This window comes from Pseudomonas sp. S3_B11 (assembly GCF_054667715.1).
In genome coordinates this window covers 4,763,447-4,779,696 of record NZ_CP162749.1, presented here as the reverse complement: position 1 = coordinate 4,779,696, position 16,250 = coordinate 4,763,447, and the positions used below count along the sequence as shown (strand labels likewise).

Genomic DNA, 16,250 nt, shown 5'->3' with positions numbered 1-16,250 from the left:
ATAACGAAGTGGAGAGCCGCATGGTTCCCGTAATCGCCCTGGTGGGCCGACCGAACGTCGGCAAGTCCACCTTGTTCAACCGCCTGACCAGGACTCGCGACGCCATTGTCGGCGACTTGTCCGGTCTGACCCGTGATCGCCAATACGGTGAGGCCAAGTGGCAAGGGCGTACCTATATTCTGGTCGACACCGGCGGCATCTCCGGTGATGAACACGGCATGGACGAAAAAATGGCCGAGCAGTCGCTGCTCGCCATTGAAGAAGCCGATGTGGTGCTGTTCCTGGTAGACGCCAAGGCCGGTTTTACCGCCGCCGACCAGATGATCGCCGAGCATTTGCGCAAGCGTAACAAGCGTTCCTACGTGGTCGCCAACAAGGTCGACAATATCGACCCGGACATGGCCCGCGCCGAATTCGCACCGTTGGGCATGGGCCAGGCGATCCCGATCGCCGGCGCCCACGGTCGTGGCATCACCCAGATGCTGGAAATCGCTCTGGAGAGTTTCCCGAAAGACGACGTGGAAGAGCCGGAAGAGGGCGAGGAAGAGATCGTTGCCGAAGGCGAGGAAGCCAAGCGCATTCCTGGCCCGAGCGAAAAGGACGGGATCAAGATCGCCATCATCGGCCGCCCGAACGTGGGCAAGTCGACGCTGGTCAACCGCATGCTCGGCGAAGACCGGGTCATCGTCTACGACCAGCCCGGCACCACCCGCGACAGCATCTACATTCCCTTCGAGCGTAACGAAGAGAAGTACACGCTGATCGACACCGCCGGTGTGCGCAAGCGCGGCAAGATCCACGAAGAAGTAGAAAAGTTCTCCGTGGTCAAGACCCTGCAGGCGATCAAAGACGCCAACGTGGTGATCTTCGTGATGGACGCCCGCGAAGGCGTGGTCGATCACGACTTGAACCTGCTGGGGTTCGCCCTGGAAGCCGGTCGTGCGTTGGTCATCGCGATCAACAAGTGGGACGGCATGACGCCGAGCGAACGGGATTTCGTGAAGATCGAATTGCAGCGTCGCCTGTTCTTCGTCGACTTCGCCGATATCCACTTCATCTCGGCTCTGCACGGCACGGGCGTGGGCAACCTCTACGCTTCGGTGCAGAACTCGTTCAAGTCGGCGGTGACCCGCTGGCCGACCAACCGCCTGACCCAGATCCTCGAAGATGCGGTAGGCGAGCACGCGCCACCGATGGTCAACAACCGTCGGATCAAGCTGCGCTACGCCCACTTGGGCGGCGCCAACCCGCCGATTATCGTGATCCACGGTAACCAGATCGAGAAGGTGCCCAAGTCGTACGTTCGTTACCTGGAGAACACCTACCGTCGCGTCCTGAAGCTGGTCGGCACGCCGATCCGCATCGAGTTCAAGGGCGGCGAGAACCCGTACGAAGGCAACAAGAACACGCTCACCGACCGCCAGGTCAACAAGAAGCGCCGCTTGATGTCGCACCACAAGAAGGCCGACAAGAAGCGCCGCGACAAGCGCTGATCCAGTCTGGATCTGGATCTGGATCTGGATCTGGGATCTGGACCTGTGGACCTATGGAACTGTGGGAGCAAGGCTTGGCCTCACAGTCTTGCCTACCACAGCTCTGGCTCCCACAGGGCATGAGTCTTCAGCATGAGAAGGGTGCCCTGGGTGGCGCCCTTTTTCATGCCCGGCGATTGGGCTATCCTCGAGCTCTCCCGCGCCGCACCAGAGCCGGGTGCAGAGCAGGGACCCTCCATGATCACCAGCAAGTTGCCGAATGTCGGCATCACTATTTTCACCCAGATGTCCCAGCTCGCCGCGCAGACGGGCGCGCTGAACCTGTCCCAGGGCTTTCCCGATTTCGATGGCCCGCAGGCCCTGCGCGATGCGGTCGGCCGGCACATTGCCCAAGGCCATAACCAGTATTCGCCCATGACCGGCCTGCCGGCGCTGCGCCAGCAAATCGCGGCGAAGATCGCCCGCAGCTACGGCGCCAGTGTCGATGCCGATCAGGAAGTCACCGTGACCCCAGGCGCGACCCAGGCGATTTTCTGTGCCATTGCGGCGGTGGTCCACAGCGGCGACGAAGTGATCGTCTTCGACCCCAGCTACGACAGCTACGAGCCCGCCGTGCTATTGGCCGGGGGGCGTTGCGTGCACGTGCCATTGGGCCTGGATGATTTCGCCATCGACTTCGAGAAGCTCGGCGAAGCCCTGAGCCCGCGTACACGCATGATCATCCTCAACTCGCCGCACAACCCCAGCGGCGCCCTGATCAGCCGCGCCGAACTGGATCAATTGGCGACGCTGATTCGCGACCGTGACATCTACCTGGTCAGCGACGAGGTCTACGAACACCTGGTGTTCGATGGCGTCGCCCACGCCAGTGTCCTGGCCCATGAAGAGCTATACCGCCGCGCCTTCGTGGTCAGTTCGTTCGGCAAGACCTACCACGTCACCGGCTGGAAAACCGGCTACGTGGTGGCGCCAGCGGCCCTGACGGCGGAACTGCGCAAGGTGCACCAGTACGTCAGCTTCTGCGGCGTGACGCCCTTGCAGTACGCCCTGGCCGACTATATGGCCGAGCATCCGGAACACGTCGATGAGCTGCCGGACTTCTACCAGGCCAAGCGCGACCTGTTCTGCGATTTGCTGGCCCCGTCGCGGTTCAGCTTCAAGCGCGTGACCGGCACTTATTTCCAGTTGGTGGACTATTCGCAGATTCGCCCGGACCTGAATGACGTCGACATGGCGGTGTGGATGACCCGCGAGCATGGCGTGGCGACGATTCCGATCTCGGTGTTCTACCAGCACCCACCACAAGGCCAGCGCCTGGTGCGCCTGTGCTTTGCCAAACGCGAGGAGACGCTGCGCGAAGCGGCGCAAAAGCTATGCGTGATTTGAGTACATTGCCAGACCTCGACATTGCCCTGGTCCAGACCACCCTGGCCTGGCACGACCGCCGGGCCAACCTGGAACATTTCGAAGCGCTGCTTGAGCAGGCGCGCGGGGCTGACCTGATCATCCTGCCGGAGATGTTCACCACCGGTTTCTCCATGGAATCCGAGGCCCTGGCGGAGCCGGAGAACGGCCCGACGCGCCAATGGCTCAAGGCCCAGGCTGCGAAGCTGGACGCGGTGATCACCGGCAGTGTGATCATCCAGGCCGCTGACGGCAGCCATCGCAATCGCCTGCTCTGGGCGCGGCCGGATGGAGAGGTGCTGCATTACGACAAGCGCCATCTGTTTCGCATGGCGGGGGAGCACAACCACTACACCCCGGGGGAGCGACAGGTGCTGTTCGAACTCAAGGGCTGGCGGATTCGTCCGCTGATTTGCTACGACCTGCGCTTCCCGGTCTGGAGCCGCGACGCCGAGGACACCGACCTGCTGCTGTACACCGCCAACTGGCCCGGGGCGCGGCGTCTGCACTGGAATCGGCTGTTGCCGGCCCGGGCGATCGAGAACCTGTGCTACGTGGCGGCGGTAAACCGTGTTGGCACCGACGGCAAGGGCTTCGCCTACACCGGTGACAGCCAGGTGCTGGATTTCCAGGGCGAGAGCTTGCTCAGCGCCGGCGAGGCGGATGGTGTGTTCAAGGTGTGCTTGAACGCAGCGGACCTGGCGGCGTATCGCACGCGGTTTCCGGCGAACCTGGATGCCGACTCGTTCGAATTCATCTAACTGAAACGTTTCAACCCTTCAGGAACGGTGTTGCGTGCCGATAACCGGTCAGCCAAGGAGAAGTCCCTATGACCAGTATCAGCGCAACCACCGTCAACCCTTATCCATTGTCAGCCCCTAAAGTCTCCATCCGTGGGGCTGAAGAAGAGAAAGCGGTCAGTCCAGTGGCATCGACTGACAGCAGCGAAGACAAAGACAAGAAATTGGAAGTCGACACCAGCGGCGCGAATATCGCAGGTGCGGGTGGCAGCAGCGGCAGCGGCGATGTCATCGAACAACTGAAGAAGCAGATCGAACAGACCGAGAAGTTGCTGGCCGAACAGCAAGCCCAGCTAGCTCGGGTGCAAAAAAGCCGGGCTGATGAGGAGCAGAAAGCTCAGGAAACCATGGCGATCCAGACTCAGATCATGGCGACCCAAGCCACATTGCAGACCCTGCAGGCCGCTCTGTTGCAGGCAATGACTGTCTCGATCGATACCCATGCCTGACATTTTGGTTGTCTGACAGACCGCCATCGCGAGCAAGCTCGCTCCCACAGGTGGGCAGCGCCGCTATCCAAATGTGGGAGCGAGCTTGCTCGCGATGAGGCCCTACCAGACCACACAAAACCATCAGCCAAACAAAAAGGCCCCAGGGTTCACACCCCGGGGCCTTTTTGATTTTTCAGCGACCGATCAGGCCGCTTTGGCTTCCGGCTGGCTCAGGGAACGGTTCAGTGCGCTGAACAGCGCCTTGAAGCTGGCAGTGGTGATGTTTTCATCGATGCCCACGCCGTGCACCGCACGCTCGCCGTTGACCCGCAGTTCGATGTACGCCGCCGCCTTGGCATTGGTGCCGGCGCCGATGGCGTGTTCGTTGTAGTCCATGATCTCCACCGGAATTGGCAGGCCGGCCACCAGGGCTTCCAGCGCGCCGTTGCCCTTGCCGCGCCAGTGCAGGTTGGTCTCGCCCTGGCCCTTGCTCGCCACTTCCACTTCCACGGCGCTGTTGCCGTTTTCTTCCTGCAGGCGATGGCTGACCAGCGCGTACGGGGTGTTGGCTTGCAGGTATTCACGCTGCAGCAGGGCGTGGATCTGCTGGGCAGTCATTTCCAGGCCCAGACGATCGGTTTCGCGCTGTACCACCTGGCTGAACTCGATCTGCATGCGACGCGGCAGGCTGATGCCGTATTCCTGTTCCAGCAGGTAGGCGATGCCGCCCTTGCCCGACTGACTGTTGACGCGAATCACCGCCTCGTAGCTGCGGCCAATGTCGGCCGGGTCGATCGGCAGGTAAGGCACTTCCCACAGACCGTCCGATTTCTGCTGGGCGAAGCCCTTGCGGATGGCGTCCTGGTGCGAGCCGGAGAACGCGGTGTGGACCAGGTCGCCAACGTACGGATGACGCGGGTGTACCGGGATCTGGTTGCATTCCTCGACCACTTTGCGCACGCCGTCGATGTCGGAGAAGTCCAGCTCAGGGTTGATACCCTGGGTGTAGAGGTTCAGCGCCACGGTCACCAGGTCGACGTTACCGGTGCGTTCGCCGTTGCCGAACAGGCAGCCTTCGACACGGTCGGCGCCGGCCATCAGGCCCAGCTCGGTAGCGGCTACGCCGGTGCCACGGTCGTTGTGGGTGTGCAGGCTGATGAGCACGCTGTCACGACGGGTGATGTTGCGGTGGAACCACTCGATCTGGTCGGCGTAGATGTTCGGCGTGGCGACTTCCACGGTAGCGGGCAGGTTGAGGATCACCTTGCGCTCTGGCGTCGGATTCCAGACTTCGATCACCGCGTCGCAGACTTCCTTGGCGAACTCCAGCTCAGTGGCGCTGAAAGTCTCTGGCGAGTATTCGAACTGCCATTGGGTTTCCGGTTGCTGCGCGGCGTATTTGACGAACAGCTTGGCCGCGTTCACCGCGATTTCCTTCACGCCTTCCTTGTCCTGGTTGAACACGATGCGGCGGAACGACGGGCAGGTGGCGTTGTACAGGTGAACGATGGCCTTTTTCGCGCCGCGCAGGGATTCGAACGTACGGGCGATCAGGTCTTCACGGGCCTGGGTCAGCACCTGGATGGTGGTGTCGTCCGGGATGTGGCCTTCTTCGATGAGGGTACGCACGAAGTCGAAGTCGGTCTGCGAAGCGGCTGGGAACGAAGCTTCGATTTCCTTCACGCCCACCGCGACGAGGGTTTTCCAGAAGCGCAGCTTCTTGACCGCGTCCATCGGCTCGATCAGCGACTGGTTGCCGTCGCGCAGGTCGGAGCTGCACCAGATCGGCGCGGCGGTGATGGTCTTCGACGGCCAAGTGCGATCCGGCAGGTTGATGGTCGGGAAGGCGCGGTATTTGGAAGACGGGTCTTTGAGCATGCTCATGGGGAAATCCTTATTGTCGTGGCCGGAAAAAGGCGGCCTGCCGGTGGTTCGATGGGGGTGGCTTCACAGCCGGGACGAGGTGCCGCGATTCAGCCCGGCAGTCGTGCGCTGACGAGGCACAGGCTGCGGTGCTGGCGAAGCTGAATGAGGGTGTGAGAGGTTTTCATGCCTTCAACCCTAACCGCGTGAGGAGAGGATCGCAAGCAGTCGGAAAAAATTGAGATAAGTTCTGCTTTTAGGCGGGTTTGCGAGATTTAATCGCGTGAATATGAGGTATTTGTAGTTTTATTGCGTCGATGCTTGTCACTCGGCAATCCATGACGAAGAGTTGCGATGCCGCTGGCCCTTTCGCGAGCAAGCCCGCTCCCACAGGGGAATGTTGGCGATCTCAAAATCAACGCTGTACCTGTGCAAGCGGGCTTGCTCGCGAAGAGGCCAGTGGCCTCACCGAAAATATTCAGGGTTGAAACGCCCCGATAAAAATCGCCGGATCCACCCGCGCATCGTTCAGGCTGATGTTCCAGTGCATGTGCGGCCCCGTCGCGCGGCCGGTGGCGCCGACCTTGCCCACCACGGTGCCCCGGGCCAGTTGCTGGCCGACCTTCACGTCGATCTTCGACATGTGGCAGAACATGCTGATGAAGCCCTGGCCATGGTCGACGAACACGGTGTTGCCATTGAAGAAGTAGTTGCCGGTGAGGATCACCTTGCCGGCGGCCGGGGTCTTGATCGGCGTGCCGGCGGGCACGGCGAAGTCCAGGCCGGCGTGGGGGTTGCGCTCTTCGCCGTTGAAGAAGCGGCGCACGCCGAACTTGCTCGACAGCGGGCCGTCGACCGGTTTGTCCAGCAGCAGGTTGCTGGGGATGTTCGGGCTGAAGCTGCGATAAGCCTTCAGTTGCACCGCCAGCTCGGCGTCGATGCGCTTGAGGTCCGCCGGGTTCGGGTTGACCTGGCGCTTATTCTTCAGGGTGATGTGTTGCTCGGGGTACTTCTTGTAGCCGACCACGAACGGCTGGGTGCCGCCGCCACTGCTGATTTGCTGCGTGCCGGGCTGGACCGTCAGCGGGATGCCGACAATCGCCAGCCAGTTGTCCTGTTCCTTGACCACCAGCACCGGCTTGCCCTGGTAACTGGCTTTCGGTGCCTTGGCGGCGCTGCCCAGGTCCACCACGGCCACGCCGCCGGGCACTGGTTTGTTCAGCAGGCGGGTGATGTAACTGTCGGCGTGGGCGTTGAAGGTCAGGCACAGCAAGAGCAAGGGGGCGAGATATCGCGGCATGAATCAATCCAGTAAAGAAAGGGTGACCGGCGTCAGGTGATTGTCTTCGACCCGTACCAGCAATTCGCCTTCGCCGAGCTTGGCGGTCAGGCGCTGGCCGGTCTGGGTTTGCCCGGCACTGCGGATCGCCTGGCCGCGTTCGTCGAGCAAAATGCTGTAGCCGCGGCCGAGGGTCGCCAGGGGGCTGACAATGTGCAGCGTCTGCATCTGGTTGTGCAATTGCACGCGGCGCGTCTTGAGGCCTTCGCGCATGGCCCGGGGCAGGCGTTCGGCCAGGCTGTCCAGGCGCTGGCGCAGCAATGCCAGTTGTCGGCCCGGGTGTTGCCCGGCCAGGCGGGTTTCCAGGCGGATCAGGCGTTCGCGGCGGGTATTGAGGCTGCGCTCGAACGCCCGGCGCATGCGCATGTCCAGGTCGTCGAGGCGCTGGGCTTGCTGGCGCAGGCGTTCGCCGGGGTGACGCAGGCGTCGGGTGAGGCCTTCGAGACGCAGTTGATCGCGCATCAGCCGGTCACGCATGCGCATCACCAGCCGGCGATGCAGGCTTTCGACCCGACGCACCAGGTCGCCGGCATCCGGGGCCAGCAGTTCGGCGGCGGCGGACGGGGTCGGGGCGCGTACGTCGGCGACGAAATCGCTGATGGACACGTCGGTCTCATGGCCCACGGCGCTGACGATCGGCGTGACGCAGGCATCCACCGCCCGGGCCACGGCTTCTTCGTTGAAGCACCACAAGTCTTCCAGCGAACCGCCGCCCCGGGCCAGGATCAGCGCATCGAAACCACGGGCGTCGGCCAGCTTCAGGGCGCGGACGATTTGTGCGGTGGCTTCGCGGCCTTGCACGGCAGTGGGAATCAGGGTCAGGGCAATCTGCGGCGCGCGGCGGCGGAATACGCTGATGATGTCGCGGATCACCGCTCCCGTGGGTGAACTGATAATGCCGATGCGTTGCGGATGGGCCGGCAACGGCACCTTGCGCTCGGCGCTGAACAGGCCTTCGGCGCTGAGCTTTTCCTTCAAGGCATCGAAGGCCAGGCGCAGTGCGCCATCGCCGGCCGGCTCGACGGTGTCGAGGATCAGTTGATAGTCGCCACGGCCTTCGAACAGCGAGACCTTGCCGCGCACTTTCACCGCCAGCCCGTCCTTCAAGGCCTGGCGCACCCGCGCGGCATTCTGCCGGAACAGCGCGCAACGCACTTGGGCGCCACTGTCCTTGAGGGTGAAGTACACATGGCCGGAAGCCGGACGGGCGAGGTTGGAGATTTCGCCCTCGACCCAGATGTTGCTGAACACGTCTTCGAGCAACACCCGCGCACGGCCGTTGAGCTGGCTGACAGTCAGGACCTCGCGGTCCAGGCCCAGTCGGGCAAAGGGATCTTTAATCATGGGCGGCATGATAAGGGGATTCGCCGGTGGTGTGCAGACAATTAGACCGGGTTGCCTGCATCGCGAGCAAGCTCGCTCCTACAGGAGATCTATGTCGCACTGAAGATCAAATGTGGGAGCGAGCCTGCTCGCGATAGCGATAGGCCAATCACCACAAATGCTGGAAGTAACCCCCCGCATCTGGCTAAAGTCGCCGCTTTCGCCATCAAGGAAGTACCGGATGAGTCTTCTCCCATGGTTGGGCCAATGGGCATTTGCCCCCACGCAATGGCTGGTGATCGGCGCGGCCATTGCCTTGGCCTACATCGTCTTCGGCATCGCCGGGTTCGGCACGGCGCTGGTGGCCGCGCCTATCCTGCTGCTGTTCATGCCCCTGTCGAAAATCGTCCCGCTGCTGGTCTTGCTGGATTTCGTCGCAGCCTTCGGCAACTTGCTGCCGTCGCGCCGGGACGTGTCCCGGCCGGAGCTGCTGCGGTTGTTGCCGTGCATGGCGCTGGGCTGCACCCTCGGGGTGATTTTCCTGCTCAACCTCAAGTCCGACCTGTTGCTGCTGCTGATGGGGGTGTTCATCAGTTGCTATGCGATCTACAGCCTGCTGATCAAGACCCGGCCGACGCAGTTGTCATCGCTGTGGGCGGTTCCGATGGGCACGGTGGGCGGGATGTTCGGCGCGTTGTTTGGCAGTGGCGGCTTTTTATATGCCATCTACCTGAACAGTCGCTTGCCCAAGGACCCGGCCCGAGCCACGCAAAGTGCCCTGATCAGTTGCAGCACCGTGGTGCGCCTGAGTCTGTTTATCGTGGCCGGGGTCTATGCCGAGCTACCCTTGTTGGTACTGGCGCTGTGTTTGTTGCCGGCCATGGCGCTGGGGTTGTGGGTAGGGCGTCGCTTGACCATGAAGATGTCGCGAGAGGCATTCGTGCAGCTGGTCACCTGGCTGGTGCTTGCCAGCGGCCTCGCGTTGATCGGGCGCTACCTGAGTGCTTGACCTGGCCCCGCCAGGGATTAAGCTGCCGGCCTTTGATCAGACCCTGCCAGGGAAACAGCCAGGCCTCGCCATGAACTCGCAAAGCATCATCGTTCCGAAAATTTCCACCCTGCCGGTCCACGAGCCTCGGGCCCGGGCGATCGTGCGCTGGCTGGTGCGCAAGAATATCGTCGAAGAACAACTGACCACCTGCGGGCGCACCGGCAATCGCATGGCCCACGCCATCGCCCCTGGAGCCCGCGAGGTGGTCCTGCATCCCGAAGCCTTGCCGTTCGGTGAAGCGATCAATGGCCTGGAGATCATCACCAAGCGCTGCATTTATACACCGGCCAAGGGCTTTCTCGAAGAAGCCGGTTGCGCCGAGTGCCGCAAGGAAGTCGGCGAAGCGCTGTTCGAAAGCCTGGAAGACTGGATGCCGGCGCGCACCGACAACTTCACTTGCCCAGAATGCGCTCATGAAGACGACATCAACGGCTTCCTGTTCCTGCAGCCCTGCGGTTTTTCCAACCTGGGGTTCATCTTCAACAATTGGCTGGAGGCGGGGTTCAAGCAGGACTTTCTCGATGAATTCGCCGATTGGCTCGATCAGCCGGTGAGTTGGGTGAAGGTGGAGTTGTAAGGACACCGATGAGCGAGTGTGGGAGCGAGCTTGCTCGCGATGGCGTCGGGTCAGTTGGTGCGGTGTTGACTGATACGCCGCCATCGCGAGCAAGCTCGCTCCCACAGGGAATGTGTTGGCAATCGGGCAGTGATTTAGCCCGTCAATCAGCCCGGCAATAATAGACAGAGTTTTACATTGAGCCAGACGGGGTCCATGAGTATAATGGCGCGCTTCCATTTTCCCGCTCGGGAGCCCCCGCGATGCTGCGTATCAGCCAAGAAGCTCTGACCTTCGACGACATTCTCCTAGTGCCCGGTTATTCCGAAGTACTGCCTAACGAAGTCAGTCTCAAAACCCGTCTCACCCGTGGCATCGAACTGAATATCCCCCTGGTTTCCGCCGCCATGGACACCGTGACCGAAGCCCGTCTGGCCATTGCCATGGCCCAGGAAGGCGGTATCGGTATCATCCACAAGAACATGACCATCGAACAGCAGGCCGCCGAAGTGCGCAAGGTCAAGCGGTTCGAGGCAGGCGTGGTCAAGGATCCGATCACCATCGAGGCTGACGCCACGGTCCGGGATCTGTTCGAACTGACCCGCATGCACAACATCTCCGGCGTTCCGGTGCTGCACGATGGCGACCTGGTCGGCATCGTCACCTCCCGCGACGTGCGTTTCGAGAATCGCCTGGATGCCACCGTCCGCCAAGTGATGACGCCTAAAGAGCGCCTGGTCACGGTCAAGGAAGGCACCAACAAGGACGAAGTCCGCGAGTTGCTGCACAAGCACCGCATCGAGCGCGTGCTGATCGTCGACGACAAATTCGCCCTCAAGGGCATGATGACCGTCAACGACATCGAAAAAGCCAAGGCCTACCCGCTGGCGAGCAAGGACGACCAAGGTCGTCTGCGCGTCGGCGCTGCGGTCGGCACCGGCAAGGACACCGGTGACCGTGTCGCCGCCCTGGTCAGTGCCGGTGTTGACGTGGTAGTGGTCGACACCGCCCACGGCCACTCCAAAGGCGTGATCGACCGTGTTCGCTGGGTCAAGCAGAACTTCCCTGAAGTGCAGGTGATCGGCGGCAACATCGCCACCGGCGCTGCCGCCAAGGCCCTGGCCGAAGCCGGCGCCGACGCGGTCAAGGTCGGTATCGGCCCAGGCTCGATCTGCACCACCCGCATCGTTGCCGGTGTCGGCGTGCCGCAGATCAGCGCCATCGCCAACGTCGCCGCCGCCCTTGAAGGCACTGGCGTGCCGTTGATCGCCGACGGCGGTATCCGGTTCTCCGGTGACCTGTCCAAGGCCATCGTGGCCGGTGCCTCCTGCGTGATGATGGGTTCGATGTTCGCCGGTACCGAAGAAGCTCCGGGCGAGATCGAGCTGTTCCAGGGCCGTAGCTACAAGGCTTATCGCGGCATGGGTTCGCTGGGCGCCATGTCCCAGGCCCAGGGCTCTTCCGACCGTTACTTCCAGGACTCCTCCGCGGGTGCCGAGAAGCTGGTGCCGGAAGGCATCGAAGGTCGCGTGCCGTACAAAGGCACCCTGAGCGCCATCATCCATCAACTGATGGGCGGCCTGCGTTCTTCCATGGGCTACACCGGCAGCGCCAACATCGAAGAGATGCGCACCAAGCCGGAATTCGTGCGTATCACCGGCGCTGGCATGGCCGAGTCCCATGTCCACGACGTGCAGATCACCAAGGAAGCGCCAAACTACCGCGTAGGTTAAGGCTTCCAGCAAAACGTTAATCACCGGGGCTGTTCATTCAGCCCCGAGTTGTTTCTGATTCACTACATGAGAATGAGTCATGGCCCTCGACATTCACGCTCACCGCATCCTGATCCTCGACTTCGGTTCCCAGTACACTCAGCTGATCGCCCGCCGCGTGCGTGAAATCGGCGTGTACTGCGAATTGCATCCGTTCGACATGGATGATGAAGCGATTCGCGAATTCGCGCCTAAAGGCGTCATCCTCGCCGGCGGCCCCGAGTCCGTGCACGAAGCCGACAGCCCGCGCTGCCCGCAAGCCGTGTTCGACCTGGGCGTGCCCGTCTTCGGTATCTGCTACGGCATGCAGACCATGGCTGAACAGCTGGGCGGCAAGGTCGAAGGTTCGGACCTGCGTGAGTTCGGTTATGCCCGCGTTGACGTAGTCGGCAAGAGCCGCCTGTTGGACGGCATAGAGGACCACGTCGACGCCGACGGCCTGTTCGGCCTGGACGTGTGGATGAGCCACGGTGACAAGGTCACCAGGATGCCGGAAGACTTCCACATCCTGGCCAGCACCCCGAGCTGCCCGATTGCCGGCATGTTCAACGATGATCGCCGTTACTACGGCGTGCAGTTCCACCCTGAAGTGACCCACACCAAGCAGGGCGGCCGCATCCTTTCGCGCTTCATCCTCGACATCTGCGAGTGCGAAGCCCTGTGGACCCCGTCGAAAATCGCTGAAGATGCCATCGCCCAGGTGCGCGCCCAGGTTGGCACCGACAACGTGCTGCTGGGCCTGTCTGGCGGTGTCGATTCCTCGGTGGTTGCCGCGCTGCTGCACAAGGCCATTGGCGACCAACTGACCTGCGTCTTCGTTGACAACGGCCTGCTGCGCCTGCACGAAGGCGAGCAAGTGATGGCCATGTTCGCCGAGAACATGGGCGTCAAAGTGATCCGCGCCAACGCCGAAGAGCAGTTCCTGAACAACCTGGCCGGCGAGTCCGACCCGGAGAAGAAGCGCAAGATCATCGGCCGCACCTTCATCGACGTGTTCGATGCCCAGTCCAACAAGCTGGACAACATCAAGTACCTGGCCCAGGGCACCATCTACCCCGACGTGATCGAGTCGGCCGGCGCCAAGAGCGGCAAGGCCCACGTGATCAAGTCCCACCACAACGTCGGTGGCCTGCCGGAAGAGATGAACCTCAAGCTGGTCGAGCCGTTGCGCGAACTGTTCAAGGACGAAGTGCGTCGCCTCGGCCTGGAGCTGGGCCTGCCGTACGACATGGTCTACCGTCACCCATTCCCGGGCCCGGGCCTGGGCGTGCGGATCCTCGGTGAAGTGAAGAAGGAATACGCCGACCTGCTGCGTCGCGCCGACCACATCTTCATCGAAGAACTGCGCAAGGCCGACTGGTACCACAAGGTCAGCCAGGCGTTCGTGGTGTTCCAGCCAGTGAAATCGGTGGGCGTGGTCGGCGATGGCCGTCGTTACGCCTGGGTCGTGGCCCTGCGTGCCGTGGAAACCATCGACTTCATGACCGCGCGCTGGGCACACCTGCCGTACGAGCTGCTGGAAACCGTTTCCGGGCGCATCATCAATGAAATCGAAGGTATCTCGCGCGTGACGTATGACGTGTCGAGCAAGCCGCCGGCGACGATTGAGTGGGAGTGAGGTTTGTCTGCACGCTCTGTTCCCTGTTCGGTAGAGTAGTGCCGACAGGGTATCGATAGCGCTTTTCTGCGCAGAGGCAGTTACGGTCTGGGGCGGTTTTGATTCAGCGACGCCAGGCGCTTACGGGCTTTACCCTCAGCCTGAAACAACAAAACCCGCATTGGCGGGTTTTGTTGTTTCAGGCGAAGGCGTTGATCAGAAGTCGTAACGCACGTTCGCAGTGAAGGTGTCTGCGTTGAAACCACTGCTGGTCAGGTAGTTGTACGTCCCTCCCACGCTCCACGCGCTCATGCGGTAGTTCGCGCCCAGTCCCAGCTCGTAGCTGTCGCGTGCCGGTGTTGCGCCTGTGGTGGTGAACGGGGTACCGCCGAGCACGAAGGTGGAGGTGGTGCCGGCCTTGTCGCCGATGAAATCGTGCCAGGCCATCAGCTTGGCTTCCGGTTCCAGGCTGCCCACACCTACGTCAAAAGCGGCCGCCAGACGAGCGCCCAGGCCCATTTCGCCGATTTCATAGCGCTGGCTGCCGACGTTGAGGGCGGCTGAGCTACCTTTTTCACGGTACGAATCCATCGATACGTTGGCATAGCGCGCACCGATCTGTGGCTCCAGCAGCCACTGCTTGTCGAGATGGAATGTATAGCCAGCCAGTGCGTTGACGCCGAAGATCTCACTGTCGTAGTCAGCCTTGGCGCGGGTACCGGCGATGTAGCGTTTGGACTCGTTGTCGTTCCAGCCATACATCAGCGAGGTATCGACAAAGAAGTTGTCACGGGACCAGTTGCCGTACAGGGTCAGTGCATGGCCGCTGACGTCGGTTTTGTTGCCCTGGTCGGATTTGACGTCGCTGGTCAGGTAGCTGTAAGCCAAGCCTACAGTGGTATCTGCATTGAGCTTGCCGTCAGCACCCACGGCGATGCCGTTGGTGTTGGCGTCATAGCCGTCGATACCGTGGCGGCGGTCCTGGTTGGCATCGCTGGACAGCGCTTGCAGCCATACACCTTGTTCTGCCAGGACGTCACCAGAGGACAGACCGCTACGCGCTTTGCTGGCGCGGTGGTTGATGGCACCTGCGACCAGGTTCTGACTGTTGGTGGCGGCGTTGATCGCCCCACGGCTGACGTCCGGGGTCAGTGTTTCGGCAAGTTTGGCCAGGTCTTCACTGGTGGCGGCGTTGGCGAAACGCTGGAATACCGGGTCGCTTTCGTCCAGCTGGCCCATGACCGTATTCTTGAACGGATTGATGGCGTTCACCGCGTTGCGCGAACCACGGGCACCCAGCAGGTCTTGCGTGATCACCTCATCACTGCGGGTGGCAACCAGTGCTTTTACGTCCTGGCCTTCAATACCGAAATTTCTCACCTCAAGCAGCGCCGAGGAGGAGACCACGGACAGGTTCTGCGGTTCTTCCCAAGTGCCAGAGTTGATGAGGGTGTAGCGGGTGCCCTGGGCCGAGGTGCGGAAGTCGTCGGAGCGAGCCTGCAGTTCGATCTGGCTGCCTGGAGAGAAGTAGGTATTGCCGGTGACTTTCAGGATCGGCGTGTTGGGCTGTGTGTTGTTATCCAGCAGCAGGCGCAAGCGCGCAGTTTCGCTGTCCATGTCGAGGTCGCCCGCAATCGTAGTCTGCGGACGAAGCAGAGTCAGGCGACCATCGCCGATATCGACGTAACCGGCGCGGATGGTCGAGCCATCGAACATCGCGTCCCCTTGCACCAGCACACCACTGAGGCCCAGCACGTCACCCTTTACTTGCCCTCCTTGCCAGTAAAAATACGAGAAAGATGCATTGTCGTCCGCCAGAATCGCTGCGGTACCGCCCTCGATCAGGCCATTTGTCTGCGTGATGGAGAACATATTGCCGGGGGGGGCCAGGCTGAGAAAATGGATACCGACTCCGTCGGCGGAGATAGTTCCGCTGTTGTTGATATCACTCTTGAAGGGGGCACCTGTCATCTGACCGGTAAAGTGAGCGTTCTCGATCTCGATCCCCGCAGAGTCGATGCCGCGAGCGGTGATAGTGCCCGAGTTATTGATGCGCGCCTGGGTCGAGGTGATCATCATGCCATTGGCATTTTCGCCAGTCACAGTGATGTTGCCGTTGTTGTTCACTTCACCGGCGATATTCGCCAGATACAGGTCCAGCCCCATGGCGCCGTTGCCGCTCACCGTAATGTCGCCATTATTGACCAGATCGCCAGCGACGGTGGAATTGAGGGTCATGGAGATACCGGCCGGGATGTCGCTGGGGTTCGCAGCCGTCAGGTTGATTTTGCCCTGGTTGACCAGGTTGCCCGCCAGGGTCACGTCGGTCAACTCTACACCAGCGTTTTGCGACGTCCCGGTGAAGGTGGCGTTATTGAAAACATCATCGGAGCTGCTGTAAGCCCCTGTGCTCAGGTCGTGGTTGAGGTCGAGTGCGGGGGCGGCATGGACCGTGGCAGTGGTAGCCGCGACGGACAGCGCCAACAACGAGCGGCGCAGGTGGGAAATGTTCAAGGCAGTATCCTTACAGGGCAGAAACTGACAGGGAACAACCCACGCGTCAGCGTCCGTTTTAGGCATCCCTGCCAGCTTGTCAGTGAAGTGCTGATTCAAGCGCGGGC

General features: G+C 61.7%; 12 protein-coding genes. 8 read left to right on the top strand and 4 right to left on the bottom strand.

Features of this window, described 5'->3' with window-relative positions; translation table 11 throughout:
• The first annotated feature begins 20 nt into the window (after positions 1-20).
• From der to AB4O22_RS21565, 4 genes are all read left to right on the top strand, one after another.
• Positions 21-1,493: a ribosome biogenesis GTPase Der gene (gene der / locus AB4O22_RS21580; RefSeq protein WP_003198021.1), complete on the top strand. Its 1,473-nt coding sequence runs from the start codon at positions 21-23 to the stop codon at positions 1,491-1,493.
• A gap of 237 nt (positions 1,494-1,730) precedes the next feature.
• Positions 1,731-2,879 carry a pyridoxal phosphate-dependent aminotransferase gene (locus AB4O22_RS21575; protein ID WP_003198022.1) on the top strand — a complete coding sequence of 383 codons (1,149 nt, stop codon included), beginning with the start codon at positions 1,731-1,733 and terminating at the stop codon, positions 2,877-2,879.
• On the top strand, positions 2,867-3,658 hold the full coding sequence (locus tag AB4O22_RS21570) for an amidohydrolase (RefSeq protein ID WP_028237236.1): 792 nt from the start codon (positions 2,867-2,869) through the stop codon (positions 3,656-3,658). The genes AB4O22_RS21575 and AB4O22_RS21570 overlap by 13 nt, the downstream gene beginning before the upstream one ends.
• A gap of 68 nt (positions 3,659-3,726) precedes the next feature.
• Positions 3,727-4,146, top strand: coding sequence for a hypothetical protein (locus AB4O22_RS21565; RefSeq protein ID WP_003198027.1), 420 nt, complete (start codon positions 3,727-3,729; stop codon positions 4,144-4,146).
• Between the two features lie 186 nt (positions 4,147-4,332).
• On the opposite strand, the gene leuA is transcribed toward AB4O22_RS21565, so the two are convergent.
• The 3 genes from leuA to xseA all read right to left on the bottom strand — a co-directional run bounded on the left by leuA (position 4,333) and on the right by xseA (position 8,674).
• Positions 4,333-6,012 (bottom strand): 2-isopropylmalate synthase, encoded by a 1,680-nt coding sequence (gene leuA, locus AB4O22_RS21560; RefSeq protein ID WP_003198029.1) that lies wholly within the window; start codon positions 6,010-6,012, stop codon positions 4,333-4,335.
• A gap of 457 nt (positions 6,013-6,469) precedes the next feature.
• Entirely contained in the window at positions 6,470-7,291 is an 822-nt protein-coding gene (locus tag AB4O22_RS21555; RefSeq protein WP_043042538.1) for a peptidoglycan DD-metalloendopeptidase family protein, read from the bottom strand.
• A 3-nt stretch (positions 7,292-7,294) separates the two neighbouring features.
• The gene (gene xseA, locus AB4O22_RS21550) at positions 7,295-8,674 is read right to left on the bottom strand and encodes an exodeoxyribonuclease VII large subunit (protein WP_024616421.1); all 1,380 of its coding nucleotides are present in this window, start codon (positions 8,672-8,674) and stop codon (positions 7,295-7,297) included.
• 220 nt (positions 8,675-8,894) lie between these two features.
• Between xseA and AB4O22_RS21545 the strand changes: the two genes are divergently transcribed.
• From AB4O22_RS21545 to guaA, 4 genes are all read left to right on the top strand, one after another.
• Entirely contained in the window at positions 8,895-9,662 is a 768-nt protein-coding gene (locus tag AB4O22_RS21545) for a sulfite exporter TauE/SafE family protein (RefSeq protein WP_460097108.1), read from the top strand.
• A gap of 70 nt (positions 9,663-9,732) precedes the next feature.
• Positions 9,733-10,281 (top strand): sugar ABC transporter ATPase, encoded by a 549-nt coding sequence (locus AB4O22_RS21540; RefSeq protein ID WP_214511323.1) that lies wholly within the window; start codon positions 9,733-9,735, stop codon positions 10,279-10,281.
• A gap of 242 nt (positions 10,282-10,523) precedes the next feature.
• On the top strand, positions 10,524-11,993 hold the full coding sequence (gene guaB, locus AB4O22_RS21535) for an IMP dehydrogenase (protein WP_024616424.1): 1,470 nt from the start codon (positions 10,524-10,526) through the stop codon (positions 11,991-11,993).
• A gap of 79 nt (positions 11,994-12,072) precedes the next feature.
• Entirely contained in the window at positions 12,073-13,650 is a 1,578-nt protein-coding gene (gene guaA / locus AB4O22_RS21530) for a glutamine-hydrolyzing GMP synthase (RefSeq protein ID WP_003198041.1), read from the top strand.
• A gap of 195 nt (positions 13,651-13,845) precedes the next feature.
• On the opposite strand, the gene AB4O22_RS21525 is transcribed toward guaA, so the two are convergent.
• Positions 13,846-16,143, bottom strand: a complete 2,298-nt coding sequence (locus AB4O22_RS21525) for an autotransporter family protein (protein WP_460105985.1) — start codon at positions 16,141-16,143, stop codon at positions 13,846-13,848.
• Between the last annotated feature and the right edge of the window lie 107 nt (positions 16,144-16,250).